We start from the raw sequence: 19,885 nt of genomic DNA, 5'->3' as shown, positions 1-19,885 counted from the left end.
GCCGCGATAGTCCCGGCCGTTTGGGCCCCGGATCGGGCCTGTGCAGGGCCCGAACGGCCGGGACTATCGCCGACGCACCCCGATCAGGCCAGGAGGCCGAGGCGCTTCGCCTCGGTGACGTACTCGGCGTACTCGTCGAGGAGGGCGTCGATGAGGGCCTCGTCGGAGAGCGCGTCGATCGAGCCGATCGGCTTGTAGTCGGCGTTGTCGATGACGCGCTGCTCGAGGTCGTCGAGCTTCTGCAGGAAGTCGAAGGACTCCGCGCCGATGGAGAGGAACTTCCAGAAGATCGGGGCCGTGGAGACCTCGATGAGGGCCTGGACGGCCTGCGGCTTGGAGTTCGGGGCGCCGTCGGTCAGGAAGATCGCGAAGACCGGCTCGGACGCCGGGCGCAGGCCGTCGGGCAGTGCGACGTCGACCGCGCCCTCGACCTTCTTCTTGCGACCGAACAGCCCCTTCTTCTCCCCGCCGGCCTGCTGCACGAGCTTCGGCGGCGCGAACCCGAAGTGGTCGCGCACCGTGCGGAAGGCACCGGCGTAGTCGGTGGTGCCCATCCGGCGGCCCTCGGTGAGCCGGTTGACGGCGCCGGTGTAGTTGTCGAGCGGGACCTCGCCGAGGTGGGCGGCGGTCGAGTCGAAGACGAAGAAGTCGATGGCGCCGTCGTCGTCGAGCTGGGTGGCGAGGGCCAGGATCCGCTCGGTCAGGTTCTGGACCCGGCCGGAGCTGTACTCCCGCGACATCGAGCCGCTGTAGTCCATGACGAGGGCGACCTTGGCGCGGGTACCGAACAGGTTGCGCTTCTCGAGGCTGATCTTCGCGGTCTTGGCGAGGCTGACCAGACCGGGAGCGGTGGACTCGACCTTGTCGAGGGAGATGGGCATGCGAGGGGACCCTTTCGTGGCGGGTGGTGCGGACCCTCCCATCCTGCGGGGCGACTGGTGACCTCAAACCCGACGGGGGCTGTCGTGTCGCGCCGGCCCCGTTCGTGGAGAGGATGTCCACACCGGATCCCGACCCAGGAGACACCACCATGCGCACCCTCGTCGCCACCGCCTTCATGTCCCTCGACGGCGTCGTCGAGGCTCCCGGCGGGGAGCCCGGCCACCGCAGCGCCGGCTGGACCTTCAAGGCCGTCCACCACGACGACGCCGCCTTCGAGATCAAGGGCCGCGAGCAGGAGGAGGCGACCGCCCTGCTCCTCGGCCGGGTGAGCTACCAGGCGTTCGCCCCGGTCTGGCCCGACATGGGCGACGTCTTCCCCCGCTACAACGAGATGCCGAAGTACGTCGTCTCGTCGACCCTCGACGAGTCGGCCCTGGAGCCGCGCTGGCCCGCGACGATCCTGCGCACCCTCGACGACGTCGCGGCACTCAAGGAGACCGAGGGCGGCCCGATCTCGGTGCACGGCAGCGCGACCCTGGTCCGCAACCTCACCGACGCCGGCCTCGTGGACCGTTTCCACCTGCTCGTCTTCCCCGTCCTGCTCGGAGCCGGCAAGCGCTACTTCAGCGACACCGACAAGGACATGCAGGCGCTGCGGGTCCTCGAGAGCGAGACCTACGCGAACGGCGTCCAGAAGCTGGTGTACGCCGTCGGTCGCTGACCGCACCGCCGAGGTGCCCCACTGCGCGACCAGGAACGGCCCCACGCGACGAGCGCCGCGCGCCGGCGGTCAGTCGCCCCCGGGCAGCAGGAGCGCCACGCACTCGACGTGGTGGGTCATCGGGAAGAGGTCGAAGGCGCGCAGCGACGCGAGCCGGTAGCCGTGCTCGGCGAAGATCGCGACGTCGCGGGCCAGGGCCGCGGGGTCGCAGGCGACGTAGGCGACCGCGCGCGGCGTGCGCGCGACGACCTGCTCGACGACGGCCCGCTTCGCGCCCTCGCGCGGCGGGTCGAGGACGACGACGTCCCAGGCGCCGGGGTGACCGTCGCCCAGCACGCGGGCGACGTCTCCGGCCGTCGCCTCGGCGCCGGGGACGTTGTCGAGCGAGAGGGCCGAGGCGGTGACGTCGCCCTCGACCATCGCCACCCGGCCCGTGGCACCGACGCGGTCGGCCAGGAAGCGGCTGAAGAGCCCGACGCCGGCGTACAGGTCGAGCGCCGACTCCCCCGGCTGCGGCGCGAGCACGTCGAGGACGGCGTCCACGAGGGTCTCGGGCGCGCCGGGGTGCACCTGCCAGAACCCGCCGTCGGCGACGGCGAACGGGACGCCGTGCACGACGTGGGTCGCGGGGTCGGGCGACTCCAGCAGGCACTGGTCGACGGCGACCAGGTCGTGCGAGCGGTGCTTGCGCATCGCCCGGCCGCCGTCCGGCAACGAGACGTAGCGCTGGCGGGTCCGCCACCCGAGGCCGCCGAGGTCGCCGGCGACCGGCTCGACCGTCACCTCGACGTCCAGGCCCGCGAGCCGGCGCAGCTGCTCGGCGACGACGGTCGCCTTGAGGTCACGCTGGTGGGCGACCTCGACGTGCTGGAAGTCGCAGCCGCCACAGGCGTCGGGGCCGGCGTACGGGCACGGCGGCGGCACCCGGTGCTCCGACGGCGTCAGCACCTCGACGGCGTCCGCACGCCAGAACCGGTCGCCGTCGGTGCCCTCGGTGACGGCGACCACGACCCGCTCCCCGGGCAGCGCGTGCCGCACGAACACCGCGCGGCCCTCGTGCCGGGCGACGCAGAAGCCGCCGTGCCCGACCGGGCCGACCTCGACCTCGAAGCGCTCGCCGACCCGGGACTCGCCGCGGGCCTTGCGCGGCCTCGCCCTGCGGGCGCCGCCCGGACGGCGGGGGGCCGGGCTCACCGGTTGATCTGCCCGGAGGACCGCGGGTCGGACCGGTCGTCGGCCTGGCCGCGCCGCAGGTCGCCGGCGCGGACCCGCTGCTGGTCGCGCTCCCCGCGCTCGACGGCGAGCTGGGAGGACCGCAGCTGGTAGGGCACCGAGGTCACCATCACGCCGGGGGTGAAGAGCAGCCGGCCCTTGAGCCGCAGGGCGGTCTGGTTGTGGAGGAGCTGCTCCCACCAGCGGCCCACGACGTACTCGGGGATGTAGACCGCGACGACGCCGCGCGGGTTGGCCCGGCGGATCTCGGTCGCGTAGGCCACGATCGGGTTCACCAGCTCGCGGTACGGCGAGTGCAGCAGCTTCAGCGGGACACCGAGGTTGCGGCGCTCCCAGTTCTCGACGAGCAGGTTGGTCTCGGCCGGGTCGGTGGCGACGTACACGGCCTCGAGGACGTTCGGGCGGGACGCCTTCGCGAACGCCAGCGCCCGCAGGGTCGGCTTGTGCAGCTTGGAGACGAGCACGATCGCGTGCACCCGGGTGGGCAGCAGGTTGTCGCTCTCGTCGGCCTCGAGCTCGAGCGTCACCTTGTCGTAGTGGCCGCGGATCGCGCGCATGAGGGCGTAGAAGAACACCATCGCGAGGATGGTGATCCAGGCGCCCTCCAGGAACTTGGTGAGCAGCACGACCACCAGCACGACCGCGGTGAACGACAGCCCGACCGTGTTGATGACCCGCGAGCGCTGCATCCGACGCCGGGCGGCCGGGTCGCGCTCCGTCGTCAGGTGGCGGGTCCAGTGCCGGATCATGCCGAGCTGGCTCAGGTTGAAGGAGACGAAGACGCCGACGATGTAGAGCTGGATCAGCCGGGTCGTCTCGGCGTTGAAGACGACGATCAGGATGATCGCCATGATCGCCAGGAACACGATGCCGTTGGAGTAGGCCAGCCGGTCGCCGCGCGAGCCCAGGGCCCGGGGGGCCAGGCCGTCCTTGGCGAGGATCGAGCCGAGCACCGGGAAGCCGTTGAACGCCGTGTTCGCGGCGAGCACCAGGATGATCCCGGTGACGATGACGACGGCGTAGAAGCCCGGCGGGAAGTCGTTGAAGACGGCCTTGGCGATCTGGGCGATGACGGCGTTCTGCTCGTAGTCGTCGCCGACCGGGGTGCCGTCGGGGTAGGTGAGCCGGTCGAGCTGGGCCGGGTCGACGAACCGCAGGCCCATCTGCTTGGCCAGCACGATGACGCTGACCATCATCGTGATCGCGATCAGCCCGAGCAGCAGCAGCGTCGTGGCGGCGTTGCGGCTCTTCGGCCGCTTGAACGCCGGGACGCCGTTCGAGATCGCCTCGACGCCCGTCAGTGCCGCACAGCCCGACGAGAACGCCCGCGCCAGCAGGAACAGCAGCCCGAACGTCGTCAGGGAGCCGTCGAAGCTCGGGTCGGGCGTGATGCCGAGATCCGCGCTCTCGACGTCGGGCAGCGTGCCCTGGGCCAGCCGCAGGAAGCCGAAGGCGCACATGCCGAGGACCGCGACCATGTAGGCGTAGGTCGGGACGGCGAAGAAGGTGCCCGACTCCCGGATGCCGCGCAGGTTCACCGCGGTCAGCAGGACCACCATCACCGACGCGAACGTCGCCTCGTGGTTGTGCAGCACCGGGATGGCGGCGCCGGCGTACTGCGCCGCGGCCGAGATCGACACCGCGACCGTCAGCACGTAGTCGACGAGCAGGGCGCTCGCGACGGTCGTGCCCGCCGTCTTGCCGAGGTTCACGGTCGCGACCTCGTAGTCGCCGCCGCCGCTCGGGTAGGCGTGCACGGTCTGGCGGTACGACGCGATCACGGCCGCCATCACGACCGCGACCGCGATCGCGACCTTCCACGACCAGACGTAGGCCGAGGCGCCGGCGAGCGACAGCATGATGAAGACCTCGTCGGGCGCGTAGGCCACCGACGACAGCGCGTCGCTGGCGAAGACGGGGAGGGCGATGCGCTTGGGGAGGAGCGTCTCCCCCAGCTGTGCGCTCCTGAGCTTGCGCCCCAGCAGAATCCGCTTGGAGACGTCACCGACACCCACGAGCCGCACAGTACTGGTGCGCGGTCCTTTCGCGTGCTTCGCGTCGCCTGCGGCTACGGTGAGCGCGTGCACGTCGTGATCATGGGCTGCGGCCGCGTCGGTTCGACGCTGGCGCGCTCCCTCGAGGACCGGAACCACACCGTCGCCGTCATCGACAGCGAGCCGGACGCGTTCCGCCGTCTGGGGCCGGCGTTCAACGGCGAGAAGGTGACCGGCTACGGCTTCGACCAGCAGGTGCTGGAGAAGGCCGGGATCCGCCGGGCGGACGCGTTCGCCGCCGTCTCCAGCGGCGACAACTCCAACATCATCGCCGCGCGGGTCGCCCGGGAGCAGTTCGGCATCCAGCAGGTCGTCGCCCGGATCTACGACCCCGGCCGCGCCGAGGTCTACCAGCGCCTGGGCATCACGACCGTGGCCACGGTCAAGTGGACCGCCGACCAGGTGCTGCGCCGGATCCTGCCCGCCGGCGCCGAGCCGGACTTCCGCGACCCCAGCGGCACCGTCCGGGTCGACCAGGTGCCGGTGCCCGAGGTCTGGGTCGGCCAGCGCACGATCGACTTCCAGGAGCAGACCAGCTGCCGGATCGCCTGGATCGACCGGCTCGGCGAGGGCATGCTCCCGACCCGCGACACGGTCATCCAGGAGAACGACCTGATCCACCTCGTGATGCGCGAGGAGAACGCCGGACGGGCCATGGACGTCATCAAGAAGGGCCCGGAGGACCACTCATGAGAGTCGCCATCGCCGGAGCCGGTGCCGTCGGCCGCTCGATCGCGCGCGAGCTGATCGGCAACGGCCACGAGGTCCTCCTCATCGACAAGAGCCCGCGCTCGGTGATGCCCGAGCGGGTGCCGGACGCCGAGTGGCTGCTCGCCGACTCCTGCGAGCTCTCCTCCCTCGAGGAGGCGCGTCTCGACAAGTGCGACGTCGTCATCGCCGCCACCGGCGACGACAAGGTCAACCTGGTGACGTCGCTGCTCGCCAAGACCGAGTTCGGCGTCCCGCGCACGGTCGCCCGGGTCAACCACCCCAACAACGAGTGGCTCTTCACCGAGGCCTGGGGCGTCGACGTCAACGTCTCCACCCCGCGGATCATGTCGGCGCTCGTCGAGGAGGCCGTCACCGTCGGCGACCTGGTGCGGCTGTTCACGTTCCGCCAGGGCAACGCCAACCTCGTCGAGATGACGCTGCCCGCCGACTCGCCGTACGTGGGCAAGCCGGCCGGCCTCATCCCGTTCCCCGAGAACTGCGCGCTCGTCACCATCCTGCGCGACGGCCAGGTCTACGTCCCCGACGTCGAGCAGCCGGTCGAGGCCGGCGACGAGCTGCTGTTCGTCGTCCCGGCCGAGGGTGAGGACGAGCTCGAGCGGCTCCTCGCTCCCATCGCTCATCCGAAGAGGACGTAGCGGGAGCGCGAGGGGACGAGCGCGCCCGCGTCACGTCCGACGGTCGAGACCACCGCAGCCGGCCCACCCGACTGGGGCGGGGACAGCCGAGGCGGGGCCCGCTCGACCTTCGCAGCCGACGAGCCTCAGCTCGTGCCTCGCTGGGGCTCTGCCTGCTCGATCGGGGTCGCGTTGCGGGCCAGCAGCCACACCATCGCCGACCAGGACCCGATCCGCAGCGGCCAACCCAGTCCGTAGCGGAGCCCGGCGATGATCGCGACGGCGGTGTCGGCGTCGATGACGTCGCGCGAGCCGAGCAGCCAGACGGGGCCCTGCAGCAGGACGCCGACGGCACCGGGGGCACCGAGCAGCAGCGTGAGCCGGGAGCACAGGCGCACCACCTGACGGTCCGCGTGCCACGCGGTGGGGTCGCCGGTGACGCTGCCGAGCATGAACCCGACGGCCGGCCACCGGGCGGCCACGGAGCCGAAGAGCAGGATCGTGTAGCCCAGGCTGTACAGGATCCCGGGTAGGAAGAAGGCCAGCGCCTGGTCAGACTCCGAGCCACCGCTGCTCGCGGCGATCCGGACGAAGACCCAGCCGATGCCGATCGAGAAGACCGCGTTGAGGACGAACTGGAGGGTGCTGCGCTGCAGCAGCCGCAGCACCAGCGCGACGCCGGCGGCGGCCAGGCTGATGACCAGTGCGAGGGTCAGGTCCTTGGTGGGAAGCCACACGGCGGTGAACAGGATCCCGGGGACGCCCGCCTCGAGCATGCCGCGCCGCCCGCCCAGCGCCTTGGACATCTGCTGGCGCACCATCGCCTCGACGGTCGCGACCGTCGGCGCCGGCGGTGCGTCGGGGGCGGCGGGAGCCTCCGGGCGGTGGTCGCCGCCCGGCTCGTCGGTCGCGCTCACGGCATCAGCTCGTAGCGCGGGTTGTACATGATGCGGGCGCCGTCGTGCACGCCGATCCGGCCGCGGACCGTGAGCGAGCGGCCGGGGTCGACGCCGGCGATCCGACGCCGCCCGAGCCAGAGGATCGTGACGACCCCCGAGCCGTCGTACAGCTCTGCCTCGAGGGCCGGGACGCCGCCGCGCGGTCGCACCAGGATGCTGCGGACCGTGCCGCGCAGCTCGACGAGCTCGCGGTCGGGCGCATCGCCGATCGCGACGTGCCCACCGCCGACGTAGGTGGCGCGCATCTCACGGGCGTAGTCCTCCTCGGCGTTCGCCCACTTGCTGATGGTGCGCCGCAGACGGCTCTTGTGACCCATGGCGCCGGTGCCGCCGCTCAGGCCTCGGTCGGTGCGGGGCTCGTGCTGCTGCCGGGCGGCGTCACGCGGCGGGCGCCCTCGGGCAGGGTGATCGGGAGCGGCTCGCCGACCGGCATCGGACCGTCGCCGCGGCGGACGGCGATCTGGGTCAGGACGTCCTCCCACTGCGCGGCGGCGTCCGCGTCGCGGGCGGGCTTGCCGAGGAACGTCGCCCGCAGGAGCCAGCGCGAGCCGTTGATCCCCACGATCCGCGAGTGCTGCAGCGAGTTGCCCTCGGGACGACGCACCTGGATCTCGCAGATCAGCTCGGTGCCGAAGCGACCGTCGCGCTCGGTGGCGGTGCCCCCGCGCTGGGCCATGTCGGCCGCGATCTGGGGGCGGACGTCGCTCCAGAGGTCGCCGTGCCGCGGCGCCGCGAAGGCCCGGACCTCGATGGCGCCCTCGGGGCCGGCCAGCAGCACCGACTTCACCTCGTTGGTCGCCTCGTCGACCTGGAGCCGCAGCTCGAGGCCGGCCGAGGGCGGGACGAGCAGCGACCCGAGGTCGACGCGGTCGATGCCGTCGACGGGGACGTGCTCGGCGTCGTGCGGTCCGACGACCGGCTCCGACGTCGAGCCATCCTCGGCGCCCACCTCGGACACGTCGGTTGCGGACTTGCGGCGGAACTTCACTGCGTCACTCCTCGGAGGGTCTGGTGTCGGGGCCGAAGCCACCGGTAGAACCGTAGCCCCCGGCGCCACGGACGCTCCCTGGGAGGCGGTCGACCTCCACGAACGCCGCCCGCTCGACCCGTTGGACCACCAGCTGGGCGATCCGGTCGCCGCGGTGGAGGGTGATCGGCTCGCGCGGGTCGAGGTTGACGAGGAGCACCTTGACCTCGCCGCGGTAGCCGGCGTCGACCGTGCCCGGCGTGTTGACGATCGACAGCCCGTGGCGGGCGGCCAGGCCCGAGCGGGGGTGCACCAGGGCGACGTAGCCCTCGGGCAGCGCGAGGGCCAGCCCGGTCGGCACCAGGACCCGTTCCCCCGGCGCCAGGGTCACGTCGACCGTCGTCAGCAGGTCGGCCCCGGCATCGCCGGGATGGGCGTACGACGGGAGCGGGAGGCCGGGGTCGAGGCGGACCACCTGGATGTCGAGGTCGGGCACCTGCGGCACCCTAGTGGGCCCTTCCGGCCCGGGGGCGCCGTACCCTGGGTCGCGTGGATGCCGACCTGGGTGCGACGCTTCTCCCCGTGGAAGCCGCGGTCGGGGAGCCCGCCTACAGCGAGCGGCTGCACGTGCCGCTGCGCTGGTGGGTCCAGGCCACCATGTTCATCGCCACCCTCTGGCTGGCCCTCGTCGTCGCCGCACCGTCCGTGGTGGCCTTCGCCGCCACCGCGGTGCTCCTGGCCGTGATGACCGTCGCGCTGCGCTCCTACGGCGCGCCCCAGGTCCTCGTGCACGACGGGGTGCTCCGGGTCGGCCGGGCCCACATCGAGGCCCGCCACCTGGGTGCGGCGGTCGCCCTGGACGCCGAGCAGACCCGGCGCACCGCCGGTGTCGAGGCCGACGCCCGGGCCTGGCTGGTGCTGCGCCCGTACCTGTCGCGCGCGGTCCGGATCCAGGTCACCGACCCGGCCGACCCGGTGCCCTACTGGCTCGTCTGCACCCGCCACCCCGAGGCCCTCGCGCACGCCGTCAACGGGCTCGCTGGACGCGCCGGCACCCGGCGACAGTAGGGTCGGGGCATGGCAAAGAAGGGCGCCTCCGGCGCCAAGGACAGCTCGAAGGTGTGGTCCGCCTTCTCGGTGATCGCCGCCCTCGGGGCCGCGACGGTCGCGAAGAAGGCCCTCAACACCTCGTGGAAGGCCGCGACCCGTCGCCAGCCGCCCGAGAACCCGGCCGACCCCGACGTCGAGCTGCGCGAGGCCGTCGCCTGGGCGATCGCCAGCGGCGCGTTCGTCGGCGTCGCCCGGATGCTCGCCCAGCGCAAGGCCGCGTCGTACTACCACCGCTCGACCGGCACGCTGCCGCCCGACCTGCGCAAGGACGACCAGAAGGCCTGACCCCGGTCCGCCGGCCGGCCTCGGATCGAGGCCACCGGGCCGGTCACGTCCGGCACGTCCGGCCGGTCACGTCCGGCTAGGCCGGGTCTCTACGCACGCACGAAGGCCGCTGCCCCGATCCGGGGCAGCGGCCTTGGCGGTGTTCACGTCGACCTCACCAGGTCTCGACACGCCGGTTCACGCTGCTCGCAAGCTCGCACCGTGACGGCTTGCTCGACCACCATCGACGTCGGTGCGCCGTCACGCGCAGTCGCGGCAGATCATCTTCTTCTCGTCGGCCAGCTGGCTGCGGTGGTGCACGAGGAAGCAGTTCATGCAGGTGAACTCGTCCTCCTGCTTGGGCTTCACCTCGATGGCGAGCTCTTCGTTCGAGAGGTCTGCACCGGGCAGCTCGAACGACTCAGCGGCCTCGGTCTCGTCCTCGTCGACCTTGCCCGAGTTCTTGTCGTGGCGCCGAGCCTTGAGCTCCTCGATGCTCTCCTCGGACTGGTCTTCCTCGTTCTTGCGCGGTGCGTCGTAGTCGGTCGCCATCGCGTCGCTCACTCCCCTCAAACAGTCGTGTCGCCCTGAGTGGGCTTCCCCCCTACCGGCGCGGCAGATCATGCACCATCTATCCAAAGAGCGGAACACCGGTCCGGGGGACGTCGCGCTCAACGCCGCGTCGTGCCGGGCTATTCCACCCAGAAACCCGCCTCGCGGGTCGCCTCCGAGAGGTCGTCGAAGCCGTGTGACGGGGCGCACAGGAGCAGGTCGAGACCCCCGGCCCCGGCCCGCATCCCGGTGCGAGCACCGGCCGCCCGGGCGATCAGCCCACCGGCCGCGTGGTCCCAGAGGTTGACGCCCTCCTCGACGTAGCCGTCGAGCCTCCCCTCGGCCACGTGGCACAGGTCGAGCGCGCAGGACCCGAGCCGCCTGACGTCGCGCACGCGCGGCAGCAGGTGGACCAGCGCGGCGGCCTGCACCGCCTTGACCTCGCTCAGGTAGGAGAACCCGGTGCCGATCAGCCGCTGCCCGAGCGGCGCGGGTCCGCGGACGGCGATCGGGACGCCGTCGCGCAGGGCCACCGTCGGACTGCCGGGACCGCCGGGACCGGGGCGGCCGACGTACTCGACCCGCTTGGCGACGTCGACGACGACGCCCGCCACGACGACGCCGTCGACCTCCGCGGCGATCGAGACGGCGTACTGCGGGATGCCGTAGAGGAAGTTCACGGTGCCGTCGATGGGGTCGACGACCCACCGCACCCCGGACGTGCCGGGCAGGTCGTCGCCCTCCTCCCCCAGCACCGCGTCGTCGGGACGACGCTCGGCCAGGCGGGCGCGGACCAGTCGCTCGGTGGCCCGGTCGGCCTCGGTGACGACGTCGATGTCGCTGGTCTTGGTGGCGGCGACGGCGACGCCGCGGGCCGCGTGCTCGCGCACGAGGTCCGCCGCCTCGCGGGCGACGTCGAGGGCGACGTCGGCCAGCAGGTCGGCCAGCGGCTCGGGGTCGGTGCGGCTCACTCACCCACCCCGGTCAGGGCCGGGCGCGGCGCGCGGGCGTTGGCGCAGCAGCCGACCGGGCAGCGGTCCCACCGGGGGCCGAGGGCGCCGAGGGCGGCGCGCGAGACCTCGAGGCCGCGCTCGACGGCGGCCCGCTCGACGAGCAGGTCGCGCACGACGGCGACGAACCGCGGGTCCTCCCCGGCGGTCGCGACCCGGCGGAACGGCAGGCCCAGGCGCTCGGCGGTCTCCTTGGCCTCGGTGTCGAGGTCGTAGATGACCTCCATGTGGTCGGAGACGAAGCCGATCGGCACCAGCGCGACGCCGGGGACGCCGTCCGCGGCCAGTGCCTCCAGGTGGTCGTTCACGTCCGGCTCGAGCCACGGGACGTGCGGGGCACCGGAGCGGGAGCAGAAGACGAGGTCGTGCCCGGGGCGCGTGCCGCTCTGCTCGGCGACCGCGTCGACGACGACCTGGGCGACGTCGAGGTGCTGGGCGACGTAGGCACCGCCGCCGGCCTCGGGCGGGCCGCTGCTGTCGTTCATCGACGTCGGGATCGAGTGGGTCACGAACACCAGCCGGGCACCGTCGGGCAGCTCGGCGAGCGCGGCCAGGGTGGCCTCGACGACCGGCGCGACGAAGCCGGGGTGGTTGGCGTAGTGGCGCAGCTTGTCGAGCACCGGCGCCTCCACGCCCTCGGGGACCGCGGCGACGGCGTCGTAGAGGTTCTCGCGGTACTGCCGGCAGCTGGACCACGACGAGTAGGCGCTGGTCACGAAGCAGGCGGCCCGGCGGACGCCGTCGGCGGCCATCTGGGCGATCGTGTCGGTCAGGTAGGGGTCCCAGTTGCGGTTGCCCCAGTAGACCGGCAGGTCGATCCCGTGCTCGTCGAGGTCGGCCCGCAGCGCGGTGATGAAGCTGCGGTTCTGGTCGTTGATCGGCGAACGGCCGCCGAACAGGTAGTAGTGCTGGCCGACCTCCTCGAGGCGCTCGCGCGGGATGCCGCGACCGCGGGTGACGTTCTCGAGGAAGGGGACGACGTCGTCGGGGCCCTCGGGGCCACCGAACGAGACGAGCAGCAGGGCGTCGTACGGCGAGACGTCGGGGAGCTGGTCCCGGACGTCGTCTGGAGCCTGGGGATTGGTCACCTCGCCATCGTAGGGAGCAGCATGTCGTCGCCATGTTGCAGACCTACGGACGTATCCTGAACCGCCCCGGGACGGCGCTCTTCTCCGCCACCGGGCTGGTCGCCCGGCTCCCCATCTCGATGGTCGGCCTCGGCACTGTCCTCCTCGTCGAGGACGCCTCCGGCTCCTACGGGCTGGCCGGTGCCGTCTCGGCCGCCGGGCTGGTCGCCAACGCCGGTTTCGCGATCCTCCAGGGCCGGCTCATCGACCGGTTCGGCCAGTCACGGGTGCTGCCGCTGGCGATCACCGTCTGGGGCGTGGCGCTGTCGCTGGCCGTCCTCTCCGTCGAGGCCGACTGGCCGATCTGGACGACCTTCGTGCTGGCGGCGATCGCCGGCGCCAGCCTGCCGTCGGTCGGCTCCTGCGTGCGGGCCCGCTGGGCCCACGTGCTCGACGACGACCGCGAGCGGGAGACGGCGTTCGCGCTGGAGGCGGTGGCCGACGAGACGGTCTACATCGCCGGGCCGATCATCGTCACGGTGCTGGCCACCGCGGTCGACCCGGTCGCCGGGCTCGCGACGGCGCTGGTCGCCGGCCTGGCCGGCACCTACGGCTTCAGCGCGCAGCGCGGCACCGAGCCCCCGGCGAACCCGCGCCCCGACCACCACGCGGCGCGGGCGCCGATGCCGTGGGGCACGGTCGTCTCGCTCTCGATCGTCTCGCTCGCGCTCGGGAGCCTGTTCGGGTCCGCGGAGGTCACCACGGTCGCCTTCGCCGAGGAGCAGGGCGCGAAGGGGATGGCCGGCGTCCTGCTCGCGCTGTGGGCGGCGGGCAGTCTGATCGCGGGCTTCCTCACCGGGGGCATCACCTGGCGTCGCGGCCTGCTGGTGCGGCTGCGCGTCGGGGCCGCGGCGATGGCGCTCGCGATGGTGCCGCTCGCGCTGATCGACTCGCTGCTGCTCATGGGCGTGGTGCTGTTCGTGGCCGGCTTCGCGATCGCCCCGACCCTGATCGCGACGATGTCGCTGACCGAGCAGTCCGTGCCACCCTCCCGGCTCACCGAGGGCATGGCGTTCGTGCAGACCGGCATCGTCTTCGGCGTCGCCCCGGGTGCCACGGTCGCGGGCGTCGTCATCGACGCCGCGGGTGCGTCGCCGGCGTACCTCGTGTCGGTGGCCGGCGGCGCTATCGGCCTGGCCGCGGCGCTCGCGACCCGGCCGGTCACGACCCGACGGGGTGTGCGGACGCCGGCCTGACCCGGTCACCATGGGGCCGTGCCGGAGCTCCCCGAGGTCGAGTCCGCGCGTGCCGCCATCGAGCGGGCCGCGCTGCGCCGCCGCGTCGTCGAGGTCGACGACGCCGACACCTACGTCTGCCGCCCGCACTCCCCCGGCGAGATCCGCGACGCACTCGTCGGCCGCGCCCTGACCGGCGCCCACCGGCGCGGCAAGACCCTGTGGTGCACGACGTCCGACTCCGGCCCGCTGCTGGGACTGCACCTCGGGATGGCCGGACGGATCCTGGTCACCGGCCCGGACGGCGAGGTGGTCGAGGGCGGCGACCCCGCACGCCGGCACCGGCACGGCCTCAAGCCCGAGTGGGACCGCTTCACCCTCGTGCTCGAGGACGGGTCGAGCCTCCGGCTCTTCGACACCCGACGGCTGGGCCGGGTGCGGCTCGACCCCGACCTCGACGCCCTCGGCCCGGACGCCGGCGAGGTGGGCGTCGCCGCCTTCCGCGAGCGCGTGGGCCGGGGCACGGCACCCGTGAAGGCGCGGCTGCTCGACCAGTCCGTGATCGCCGGCGTCGGCAACCTGCTGGCCGACGAGACCCTCTGGCAGGCGCGCATCGACCCGCGGCGCAGGGTCTCCGAGCTCGACCACGACGACCTCACCGGCCTGCACCGGGCCCTGCGGACGGCGACGAGGGCGGCGATCCGCCACGGCGGCGTCCACACCGGCGAGGTGATCGGGCACCGCCGTGCCGGTGGCCTCTGTCCTCGCTGCGGCGCTCCGATGTGCCGGGGCACGGTGGGCGGCCGGACGACGTGGTGGTGCTCGGCAGAACAGGGCTGAGGGCCGCTCCGAACCATTCCGGGGTGTCGTAGCGTCTGGGTGGTCATGAGACGACAGCTTCGGGACCGAGCGGAGTTCGCGGACTTCGTGGCCGCCCGCTCGGGTTCCCTGCACCGCGCGGCGTACCTGATGGTGGGCGACGTGGGCCTGGCCCAGGACCTCGTGCAGGAGGCCCTGACCAAGACCTACGTCGCCTGGCCGCGGCTGCGCGACCCGCACAACGCCGAGGCCTACACGCGCAAGGCGATCACCACCACGGCGATCTCGTGGTTCCGGCGCAAGGGCTGGAACAACGAGCGGGCCACCGAGCGGCTGCCGGAGGGGTCGACGGGCGACCACGCCGCCCGGGTCGACCAGCAGCAGGTGCTCTGGACGGCCCTGCAGGAGCTGCCCGTGCGGCAGCGCACCGCGATCGTGCTGCGCTACTACGAGGACCTCACCGAGGCCCAGACCGCGGCGGCGATGGACTGCGCCGTCGGCACCGTCAAGAGCCAGGTGTCGGCCGGCATCGCCAAGCTCCGCGACCGGCTCGCCGACCGGGTCGGCGACGACGCCGCCCGTTCCTTCGACCTCCAGACCCAGGCGGTGACCCGATGACCGACGACCTCATGGACCTCCTGCACCAGCGTGCCGGGGCCGAGACCTTCGCCCAGCCCGACCTCGCCACCATCGTCGCCGTCGGCAACCGCCGGGCCCGCCGGCGCCGGGTCGGCGCCACCGCGGGCGTCGCCGCGCTCGCCGTCGCCGTCGGGGTCGGCCTCGTGACCCTGCTGCCCGCGGGCGACGACGACGGCGCGCCGGCGCCGGCCGACCCGTTCCCGACGCGGACGCGTGCGTTCGAACCGATGGCGACCGTCGGAACGCGGGTCTTCGTCGGCGAGCGGATGATCCGGGTGGAGGGTTGGATCGACGACCTCGAGCGCACCCGGGCCGGGTTCGTCTACCGCACCGGTGACGACCTGCGCTCCTACGTCGACGGCACCGAGTCCGTCGTCGGCACCACGACCGGGTCCTTCGCCGGCGACGAGGACGGCTACCTGGTGGCGTGGACCGACGTGGCCGGCGGCCAGGTGCTCGTGCTCGACCAGCGCACGGGCGACGTCGTCCGGCTCGACGTCCCGGTCACGGTGGGCGCCGGCGCCGGCGTGGAGGCCGTGGACGGCGGCACCGTGTACGTCACCGGGGACGACGGGAGCGCCTCGGTCGACGTCGCCGGCGGCGAGACCGGCGACCTCGGGGACATCGACCTGCTCGACGTCGAGGACGGCGTCCTGGCCGCGTGGGACCAGACCGGCACGGTCCTCGGACCGGTCGAGGACCCGGCGCGCCGGGTCGAGGTCGACGCCGTCGACCAAGGGACGCTGTCCCCGGACGGCCGGTGGTACGCCGCGGCCGACGTGTTCGAGTCCAACCCGCCCAACCTCGGTGTCGGCGTGGTCGACACCGCCACCGGCGACGAGGTGCGCCTCGACGTCGACGCGAGGCAGCGTGACCTCGTCGACGCGACCGGGTGGATCGACGCCGACACCGTGACGGTCGCCGTCGTCCCCTGGAACGAGGAGCGCTCGGGACGCCCCGAGCAGCTGTTCTCCTGCGACGTCCCGAGCGGCGCCTGCACGCTCGTCATCGCCGACCACGGCGCCCTCCCCGGCAACCGCCAGACCGGGAAGACCTACCCCGGCGGCGGCTGGAGCTGAGTCCGTCGCTACACGCTGGCGGGCCCCGAGGGCATCGGGGCCCGCCAGCCACGCCAGATCGCCAGCAGCCGCCAGGTCAGGCACACCCCGGCGCCGGCCACCGCGACGACGACGGGGGCCAGGTCCGTGCGCTCGCCGAGCACCGTGACGGCGGCGCCGGCGAGCGCGGGCGTGGCGTACAGGTCACCGCTGAAGACGACGGGCACCCGCCCGGCGAGGAGGTCGCGGAGCATCCCGCCCCCGATCCCGGTCACCATCCCCATCAGCGCCGCCGGCACCGGTCCGAGGCCGTGGTCGAGGGCCTTCAGGGTGCCCGCGACGCAGAACAGCGACAGCCCGAAGGCGTCGAAGACCTCCACCTGGCGCTCGATCCGGCCGAGCGTGGCGTGGAAGACGAACGTGAGCAGGCCGGCCGTCACCGGCACCAGCAGGTAGCGCCAGTCGGCCAGCGCGGCGGGCGGCGTGGCGCCGATGAGGACGTCGCGCAGGAACCCGCCACCGAGGCCCGTCGTCCCGGCCAGCACGAGGACGCCGAAGACGTCGAGGTCCTTGCGAACCGCCACCAGGGCACCCGAGATGGCGAAGACGAAGATGCCGACGAGGTCGAACGTGATGAGGGTGCCGGGCACCCCGCCAGGGTAGGCCCGACCGGCTCCCCGGAGTCGGGCGCGCCGTCCCGGATGCCGTCGTGCGCTGGCGTAGGGTCAGCAGGAAGATGACGACTGCCGGGCACGAGTACGAGAAGACAGCGCCTGCCGTGGAGCCCACGGCGGCCGACGTTGCGGCGCGCGAGCTCGCCCTGACCCTCGCCGGGGTGAGCAGCGACCAGGCCCGCCTGCTGCTCGCGGCCGACGACGGCGCCACGTTCACCCTCGACATCACGCCCAGCCTGCGCGCCGCCCTCCGCGGCGCGGGCACCCACCCCAGCCACCCCACCCGACCCGGCCAGCCCGGTCAGGAGAAGAAGATGGACAGCGTCCTCCGGCCCCGCGACATCCAGGCCCGGATCCGGGCCGGCGAGACGCCCGAGGCGGTCGCCGAGGCTGCCCAGACGAGCGTCGACAAGATCATGTCCTTCGTGGCACCGGTCCTCGCCGAGCGCCAGCACGTCGCCGAGCGCGCCCAGCGCTCCAACGTGCGTCGTCCGGCCGGCGAGTCGGGCCACAGCCGCACGCTCGGCGACGCCGTCGCCACCCACCTCCGCTCCCTCAACGTCGACCCCGACGTCGTCGAGTGGGACGCCTCGCGCCGGGAGGACGGGCGCTGGGCCGTCACCGCCGGCATCGCGCTCCCGGTCCGCACCGCCACCGCCCACTTCGTCTTCGACGGCCCCGGCAACTACGTCGTCCTCGACGGTGAGGACGCCCGGTGGCTGGTCGGCGAGGACGTCGCGGCTCCGGCTCCGGCCCGCGACGACCTCCGTTCGGTCCGCGAACGCCGGATGTCCTCGCTGCGCCACGACGAGGAGCTCCCGCTCGGCGACGACGCCATCGAGCTCGTCTCCGACACCCCGCTCGAGGCCTTCCTCGACGAGTCCCCCGACTCCGACGACCCCGAGCTGCGGCACGAGGCCGAGGACGCCGCCGCCGCGGACGGGCTCGACCCCGACCTGGCGCCGGAGCCGGTCGTCGGCCACGCGTCGGTCGACCAGCCGCTCCTCGAGGAGCCCGTCGCCGCGGAGCCGACCGTCGACGAGCCCGTCGTCGAGGAGCCGCGCAACCGCCGACCGGTGCAGAAGAAGCGGGGCCGTGCGTCCGTGCCGAGCTGGGACGAGATCATGTTCGGCGGCGGGGACCAGTAGGACCCGGCGCCGGCTGACCGGGAGACCCGCGCAGCCGCCTCGCGAGCCCCGGCACCGGCGACCTCCAGCAGTACGCTCCGCCCATGGCGTACTTCGTGACCGGGGCCACCGGCTTCATCGGTCGACACCTCGTCCAGGAGCTCATCGACCACCGCGAGGGCGAGATCTTCGTGCTGTGCCGTGCGGGTTCGCTCGGCCGGCTCGAGACGTTGCAGCGGCGCTGGGGCTCCGACCGGGTCGTGCCCGTCGTCGGTGACCTCGCGGCGGAGGGCCTCGGGGTCGACCCCGACTGGGTGGCCGAGCACGACGGCGCGATCGAGCACTTCTTCCACCTCGCGGCGATCTACGACATGACGGCCGACGACGCCACCAACGAGGTGATGAACGTCGGCGGCACCCGCCACGCGGTCGCCCTCGCCGGGCGGCTGCGCGCCGGCACGTTCCACCAGGTCTCGTCGGTCGCCGCGGCGGGCGATCGCCGCGGCCGGTTCGACGAGACGATGTTCGACGAGGGCCAGACGTTGCCGTCGCCGTACCACCGCACGAAGTTCGAGTCCGAGAGGATCGTGCGCGAGGAGTGCCCGGCGGCCGGCGTCCCGTGGCGGGTCTACCGGCCCTCGATCGTGGTCGGCCACTCGCAGAGCGGCGCGATGGACAAGGTCGACGGCCCCTACTACTTCTTCCCGCTGCTCAAGGCGATGCGCGACCGGCTGCCCTCCTGGCTGCCGCTGGTGGGCGTCGACCTCGGCGACACCAACGTCGTCCCGGTCGACTACGTCGCCAAGGCGATGGACCACCTCGCGCACCTGCCCGACCGCGACGGCGAGGCGTTCCACCTGGTCAACCCGGAGCCGCAGCCCACCGTCGAGACGCTCAACCTGTTCTGCAAGGCGGCCGGGGCGCCGCAGCTGGCCACCCCCGCGTCCCGCATCCCGGTGCCGGCCCGGCTGCGTCCGTCGTCCCTGATCGGCGGGCTGGTGCGCAACGGCCTCGTCCAGGGTGCGCTCGACCAGACCGTCGGCCGGCTCGGCGTCCCGGCCGAGGTGCTCGCGCACACCGGCTTCGCCGCCGTCTTCGACTCGGCGCGCACCGAGCAGGCGCTGGCAGGCTCCGGGATCGCCGTGCCCGACCTGGAGTCCTACGCCCGCACGCTGTGGGGCTACTGGGAGGAGCACCTCGACCCCTCGACCGGCCGCGACGCCCGGATCCGCGGCGCGCTGGCCGGCAAGCACGTCGTCATCACCGGCGCGTCGTCGGGCATCGGCCAGGTGACGGCGCTCAAGGTGGCCCAGGCCGGTGGCGTCCCGGTCCTCGTCGCGCGCGGCAAGGAGAAGCTCGAGGAGACCCGCGCGACGATCGAGCTGCGCGGGGGCACCGCCCACGTCTACCCGTGCGACCTCTCGGACCTCGAGGCCATCGACCGGCTCTGCGAGCAGCTGAACTCCGAGCTCCCGTCGGTCGACTTCGTGGTCAACAACGCCGGGCGCTCGATCCGGCGCTCGCTGCGGCTGAGCACCGACCGGTTCCACGACTTCGAGCGCACCATGCAGCTGAACTACTTCGGCGCGATCCGGCTCGTGATGGGCCTGATGCCGTCGATGCAGCGCCAGCAGCGCGGACACGTCGTCAACATCTCCTCGATCGGGGTGCAGACCAACCCGCCGCGCTTCTCGGCCTACGTCGCCTCGAAGGCCGCCCTCGACGCCTGGAGCAACGTCGTCGCCTCGGAGGTCGTCGGCAACGGCATCACCTTCACCAGCATCCACATGCCGCTGGTGCGGACGCCGATGATCGCGCCGACCAAGCTCTACGACAAGTTCCCCACGATCTCGCCCGCGCAGGCCGCCGACACCGTCATCGAGGCGATGGTGGGGCGTCCGCACGAGATCAACACGCTGCTCGGCAACGTCGGCGCGGTCGCCCACACGGTGGCGCCCAAGCTGGCCTTCCGGCTGCTCAACCTGGCCTACCACGTGTTCCCGGACTCCGCGGCGGCCAAGGGCCAGGTCCCCGAGGGCGGGACGCGGGAGTCCGAGCAGGTCATGCTCGCCAAGGTCTTCAAGGGCATCCATTGGTGAGCGGTACCGACCGAGGGACGAGGTCGGTACCGATCGATGGTGGTCGAGCGAGCGGCGCGACCGAGGAAC

22 protein-coding genes are annotated in these 19,885 nt (G+C 73.0%); 11 read left to right on the top strand and 11 right to left on the bottom strand.

What is annotated here, in order from left to right; all coding sequences use genetic code 11:
- Window positions 1-83 precede the first annotated feature (83 nt).
- Window positions 84-881 (bottom strand): VWA domain-containing protein, encoded by a 798-nt coding sequence (locus tag E4623_RS07390; RefSeq protein WP_167736519.1) that lies wholly within the window; start codon window positions 879-881, stop codon window positions 84-86.
- Between the two features lie 149 nt (window positions 882-1,030).
- Here E4623_RS07390 and E4623_RS07385 point away from each other — a divergent pair, with 149 nt between their 5' ends.
- A complete protein-coding gene (locus E4623_RS07385; RefSeq protein ID WP_134765880.1) occupies window positions 1,031-1,603 on the top strand; it encodes a dihydrofolate reductase family protein in 573 nt (190 codons plus the stop codon).
- Between the two features lie 69 nt (window positions 1,604-1,672).
- Here the strand turns inward: E4623_RS07385 and E4623_RS07380 are convergent, their stop codons facing one another.
- Both E4623_RS07380 and E4623_RS07375 read right to left on the bottom strand, forming a co-directional pair.
- Window positions 1,673-2,797 (bottom strand): TRAM domain-containing protein, encoded by a 1,125-nt coding sequence (locus tag E4623_RS07380; protein ID WP_134765879.1) that lies wholly within the window; start codon window positions 2,795-2,797, stop codon window positions 1,673-1,675.
- A complete protein-coding gene (locus E4623_RS07375; protein WP_167736518.1) occupies window positions 2,794-4,851 on the bottom strand; it encodes an APC family permease in 2,058 nt (685 codons plus the stop codon). The genes E4623_RS07380 and E4623_RS07375 overlap by 4 nt, the downstream gene beginning before the upstream one ends.
- A 66-nt stretch (window positions 4,852-4,917) precedes the next feature.
- Here E4623_RS07375 and E4623_RS07370 point away from each other — a divergent pair, with 66 nt between their 5' ends.
- Together E4623_RS07370 and E4623_RS07365 are read left to right on the top strand one after the other, a co-directional pair.
- Window positions 4,918-5,583: a TrkA family potassium uptake protein gene (locus tag E4623_RS07370; RefSeq protein WP_134765878.1), complete on the top strand. Its 666-nt coding sequence runs from the start codon at window positions 4,918-4,920 to the stop codon at window positions 5,581-5,583.
- A complete protein-coding gene (locus E4623_RS07365) occupies window positions 5,580-6,257 on the top strand; it encodes a TrkA family potassium uptake protein (RefSeq protein ID WP_134765877.1) in 678 nt (225 codons plus the stop codon). The genes E4623_RS07370 and E4623_RS07365 overlap by 4 nt, the downstream gene beginning before the upstream one ends.
- 125 nt (window positions 6,258-6,382) lie before the next feature.
- On the opposite strand, the gene E4623_RS07360 is transcribed toward E4623_RS07365, so the two are convergent.
- Genes E4623_RS07360 through dut form a run of 4 tightly spaced genes read right to left on the bottom strand, consistent with a single transcriptional unit; the run spans window position 6,383 to window position 8,658 of the window.
- Window positions 6,383-7,153 (bottom strand): DUF3159 domain-containing protein, encoded by a 771-nt coding sequence (locus E4623_RS07360; protein WP_245154955.1) that lies wholly within the window; start codon window positions 7,151-7,153, stop codon window positions 6,383-6,385.
- Complete coding sequence (locus E4623_RS07355; RefSeq protein ID WP_134765876.1) at window positions 7,150-7,512, bottom strand: OB-fold nucleic acid binding domain-containing protein; 363 nt, start codon at window positions 7,510-7,512, stop codon at window positions 7,150-7,152. Before E4623_RS07355 ends, E4623_RS07360 begins: the two co-directional genes overlap by 4 nt.
- 17 nt (window positions 7,513-7,529) lie before the next feature.
- The gene (locus E4623_RS07350; protein ID WP_134765875.1) at window positions 7,530-8,183 is read right to left on the bottom strand and encodes a DUF3710 domain-containing protein; all 654 of its coding nucleotides are present in this window, start codon (window positions 8,181-8,183) and stop codon (window positions 7,530-7,532) included.
- A 4-nt stretch (window positions 8,184-8,187) separates the two neighbouring features.
- Window positions 8,188-8,658, bottom strand: coding sequence for a dUTP diphosphatase (gene dut / locus E4623_RS07345; protein WP_134765874.1), 471 nt, complete (start codon window positions 8,656-8,658; stop codon window positions 8,188-8,190).
- 53 nt (window positions 8,659-8,711) lie between these two features.
- Here dut and E4623_RS07340 point away from each other — a divergent pair, with 53 nt between their 5' ends.
- Window positions 8,712-9,230 (top strand): DUF3093 domain-containing protein, encoded by a 519-nt coding sequence (locus E4623_RS07340; RefSeq protein WP_245154954.1) that lies wholly within the window; start codon window positions 8,712-8,714, stop codon window positions 9,228-9,230.
- 9 nt (window positions 9,231-9,239) lie between these two features.
- Window positions 9,240-9,557, top strand: coding sequence for a DUF4235 domain-containing protein (locus tag E4623_RS07335; RefSeq protein WP_134765873.1), 318 nt, complete (start codon window positions 9,240-9,242; stop codon window positions 9,555-9,557).
- Window positions 9,558-9,797: 240 nt separating this feature from the next.
- Here the strand turns inward: E4623_RS07335 and E4623_RS07330 are convergent, their stop codons facing one another.
- The 3 genes from E4623_RS07330 to E4623_RS07320 form a co-directional block, all read right to left on the bottom strand.
- Window positions 9,798-10,088, bottom strand: a complete 291-nt coding sequence (locus E4623_RS07330) for a DUF4193 domain-containing protein (RefSeq protein ID WP_134766419.1) — start codon at window positions 10,086-10,088, stop codon at window positions 9,798-9,800.
- Window positions 10,089-10,228: 140 nt separating this feature from the next.
- Window positions 10,229-11,059, bottom strand: a complete 831-nt coding sequence (locus E4623_RS07325) for an inositol monophosphatase family protein (protein WP_134765872.1) — start codon at window positions 11,057-11,059, stop codon at window positions 10,229-10,231.
- Complete coding sequence (locus E4623_RS07320) at window positions 11,056-12,186, bottom strand: ferrochelatase (RefSeq protein ID WP_134765871.1); 1,131 nt, start codon at window positions 12,184-12,186, stop codon at window positions 11,056-11,058. The genes E4623_RS07325 and E4623_RS07320 overlap by 4 nt, the downstream gene beginning before the upstream one ends.
- Window positions 12,187-12,218: 32 nt before the next feature.
- On the opposite strand from E4623_RS07320, the gene E4623_RS07315 reads away from it, so the two are divergent.
- From E4623_RS07315 to E4623_RS07300, 4 genes are read left to right on the top strand one after another with little or no spacing between them, the layout of a single operon-like run.
- A complete protein-coding gene (locus tag E4623_RS07315; RefSeq protein WP_134765870.1) occupies window positions 12,219-13,421 on the top strand; it encodes an MFS transporter in 1,203 nt (400 codons plus the stop codon).
- An 18-nt stretch (window positions 13,422-13,439) separates the two neighbouring features.
- Window positions 13,440-14,240 (top strand): DNA-formamidopyrimidine glycosylase family protein, encoded by an 801-nt coding sequence (locus tag E4623_RS07310; RefSeq protein ID WP_134765869.1) that lies wholly within the window; start codon window positions 13,440-13,442, stop codon window positions 14,238-14,240.
- 45 nt (window positions 14,241-14,285) lie between these two features.
- On the top strand, window positions 14,286-14,837 hold the full coding sequence (locus tag E4623_RS07305; protein WP_134765868.1) for a SigE family RNA polymerase sigma factor: 552 nt from the start codon (window positions 14,286-14,288) through the stop codon (window positions 14,835-14,837).
- A complete protein-coding gene (locus E4623_RS07300; RefSeq protein WP_134765867.1) occupies window positions 14,834-15,937 on the top strand; it encodes a hypothetical protein in 1,104 nt (367 codons plus the stop codon). Before E4623_RS07305 ends, E4623_RS07300 begins: the two co-directional genes overlap by 4 nt.
- An 8-nt stretch (window positions 15,938-15,945) precedes the next feature.
- Here E4623_RS07300 and E4623_RS07295 read toward each other — a convergent pair whose 3' ends face one another.
- Complete coding sequence (locus tag E4623_RS07295) at window positions 15,946-16,566, bottom strand: trimeric intracellular cation channel family protein (protein ID WP_134765866.1); 621 nt, start codon at window positions 16,564-16,566, stop codon at window positions 15,946-15,948.
- A gap of 86 nt (window positions 16,567-16,652) precedes the next feature.
- On the opposite strand from E4623_RS07295, the gene sepH reads away from it, so the two are divergent.
- Together sepH and E4623_RS07285 are read left to right on the top strand one after the other, a co-directional pair.
- A complete protein-coding gene (sepH, locus tag E4623_RS07290; RefSeq protein ID WP_134765865.1) occupies window positions 16,653-17,738 on the top strand; it encodes a septation protein SepH in 1,086 nt (361 codons plus the stop codon).
- Window positions 17,739-17,821: 83 nt separating this feature from the next.
- A complete protein-coding gene (locus E4623_RS07285; protein ID WP_134765864.1) occupies window positions 17,822-19,816 on the top strand; it encodes an SDR family oxidoreductase in 1,995 nt (664 codons plus the stop codon).
- Window positions 19,817-19,885: the final 69 nt, after the last annotated feature.

It is taken from the genome of Nocardioides sp. 1609, assembly GCF_004522105.1.
GTDB lineage: Bacteria > Actinomycetota > Actinomycetes > Propionibacteriales > Nocardioidaceae > Nocardioides.
The sequence above is the reverse complement of the archived record's forward strand: the minus strand, read 5'-3'. Positions and strand labels throughout refer to the sequence as shown.

Coding starts and splice junctions, on each gene's coding strand:
- E4623_RS07385 (WP_134765880.1), top strand. CDS start 1,031: ATGCGCACCCTCGTCGCCACCGCCTTCATGTCCCTCGACGGCGTCGTC.
- E4623_RS07305 (WP_134765868.1), top strand. CDS start 14,286: ATGAGACGACAGCTTCGGGACCGAGCGGAGTTCGCGGACTTCGTGGCC.
- E4623_RS07335 (WP_134765873.1), top strand. CDS start 9,240: ATGGCAAAGAAGGGCGCCTCCGGCGCCAAGGACAGCTCGAAGGTGTGG.
- sepH (WP_134765865.1), top strand. CDS start 16,653: ATGACGACTGCCGGGCACGAGTACGAGAAGACAGCGCCTGCCGTGGAG.
- E4623_RS07300 (WP_134765867.1), top strand. CDS start 14,834: ATGACCGACGACCTCATGGACCTCCTGCACCAGCGTGCCGGGGCCGAG.
- E4623_RS07355 (WP_134765876.1), bottom strand. CDS start 7,512: ATGGGTCACAAGAGCCGTCTGCGGCGCACCATCAGCAAGTGGGCGAAC.
- E4623_RS07390 (WP_167736519.1), bottom strand. CDS start 881: ATGCCCATCTCCCTCGACAAGGTCGAGTCCACCGCTCCCGGTCTGGTC.
- E4623_RS07330 (WP_134766419.1), bottom strand. CDS start 10,088: ATGGCGACCGACTACGACGCACCGCGCAAGAACGAGGAAGACCAGTCC.
- E4623_RS07285 (WP_134765864.1), top strand. CDS start 17,822: ATGGCGTACTTCGTGACCGGGGCCACCGGCTTCATCGGTCGACACCTC.
- E4623_RS07315 (WP_134765870.1), top strand. CDS start 12,219: ATGTTGCAGACCTACGGACGTATCCTGAACCGCCCCGGGACGGCGCTC.
- E4623_RS07365 (WP_134765877.1), top strand. CDS start 5,580: ATGAGAGTCGCCATCGCCGGAGCCGGTGCCGTCGGCCGCTCGATCGCG.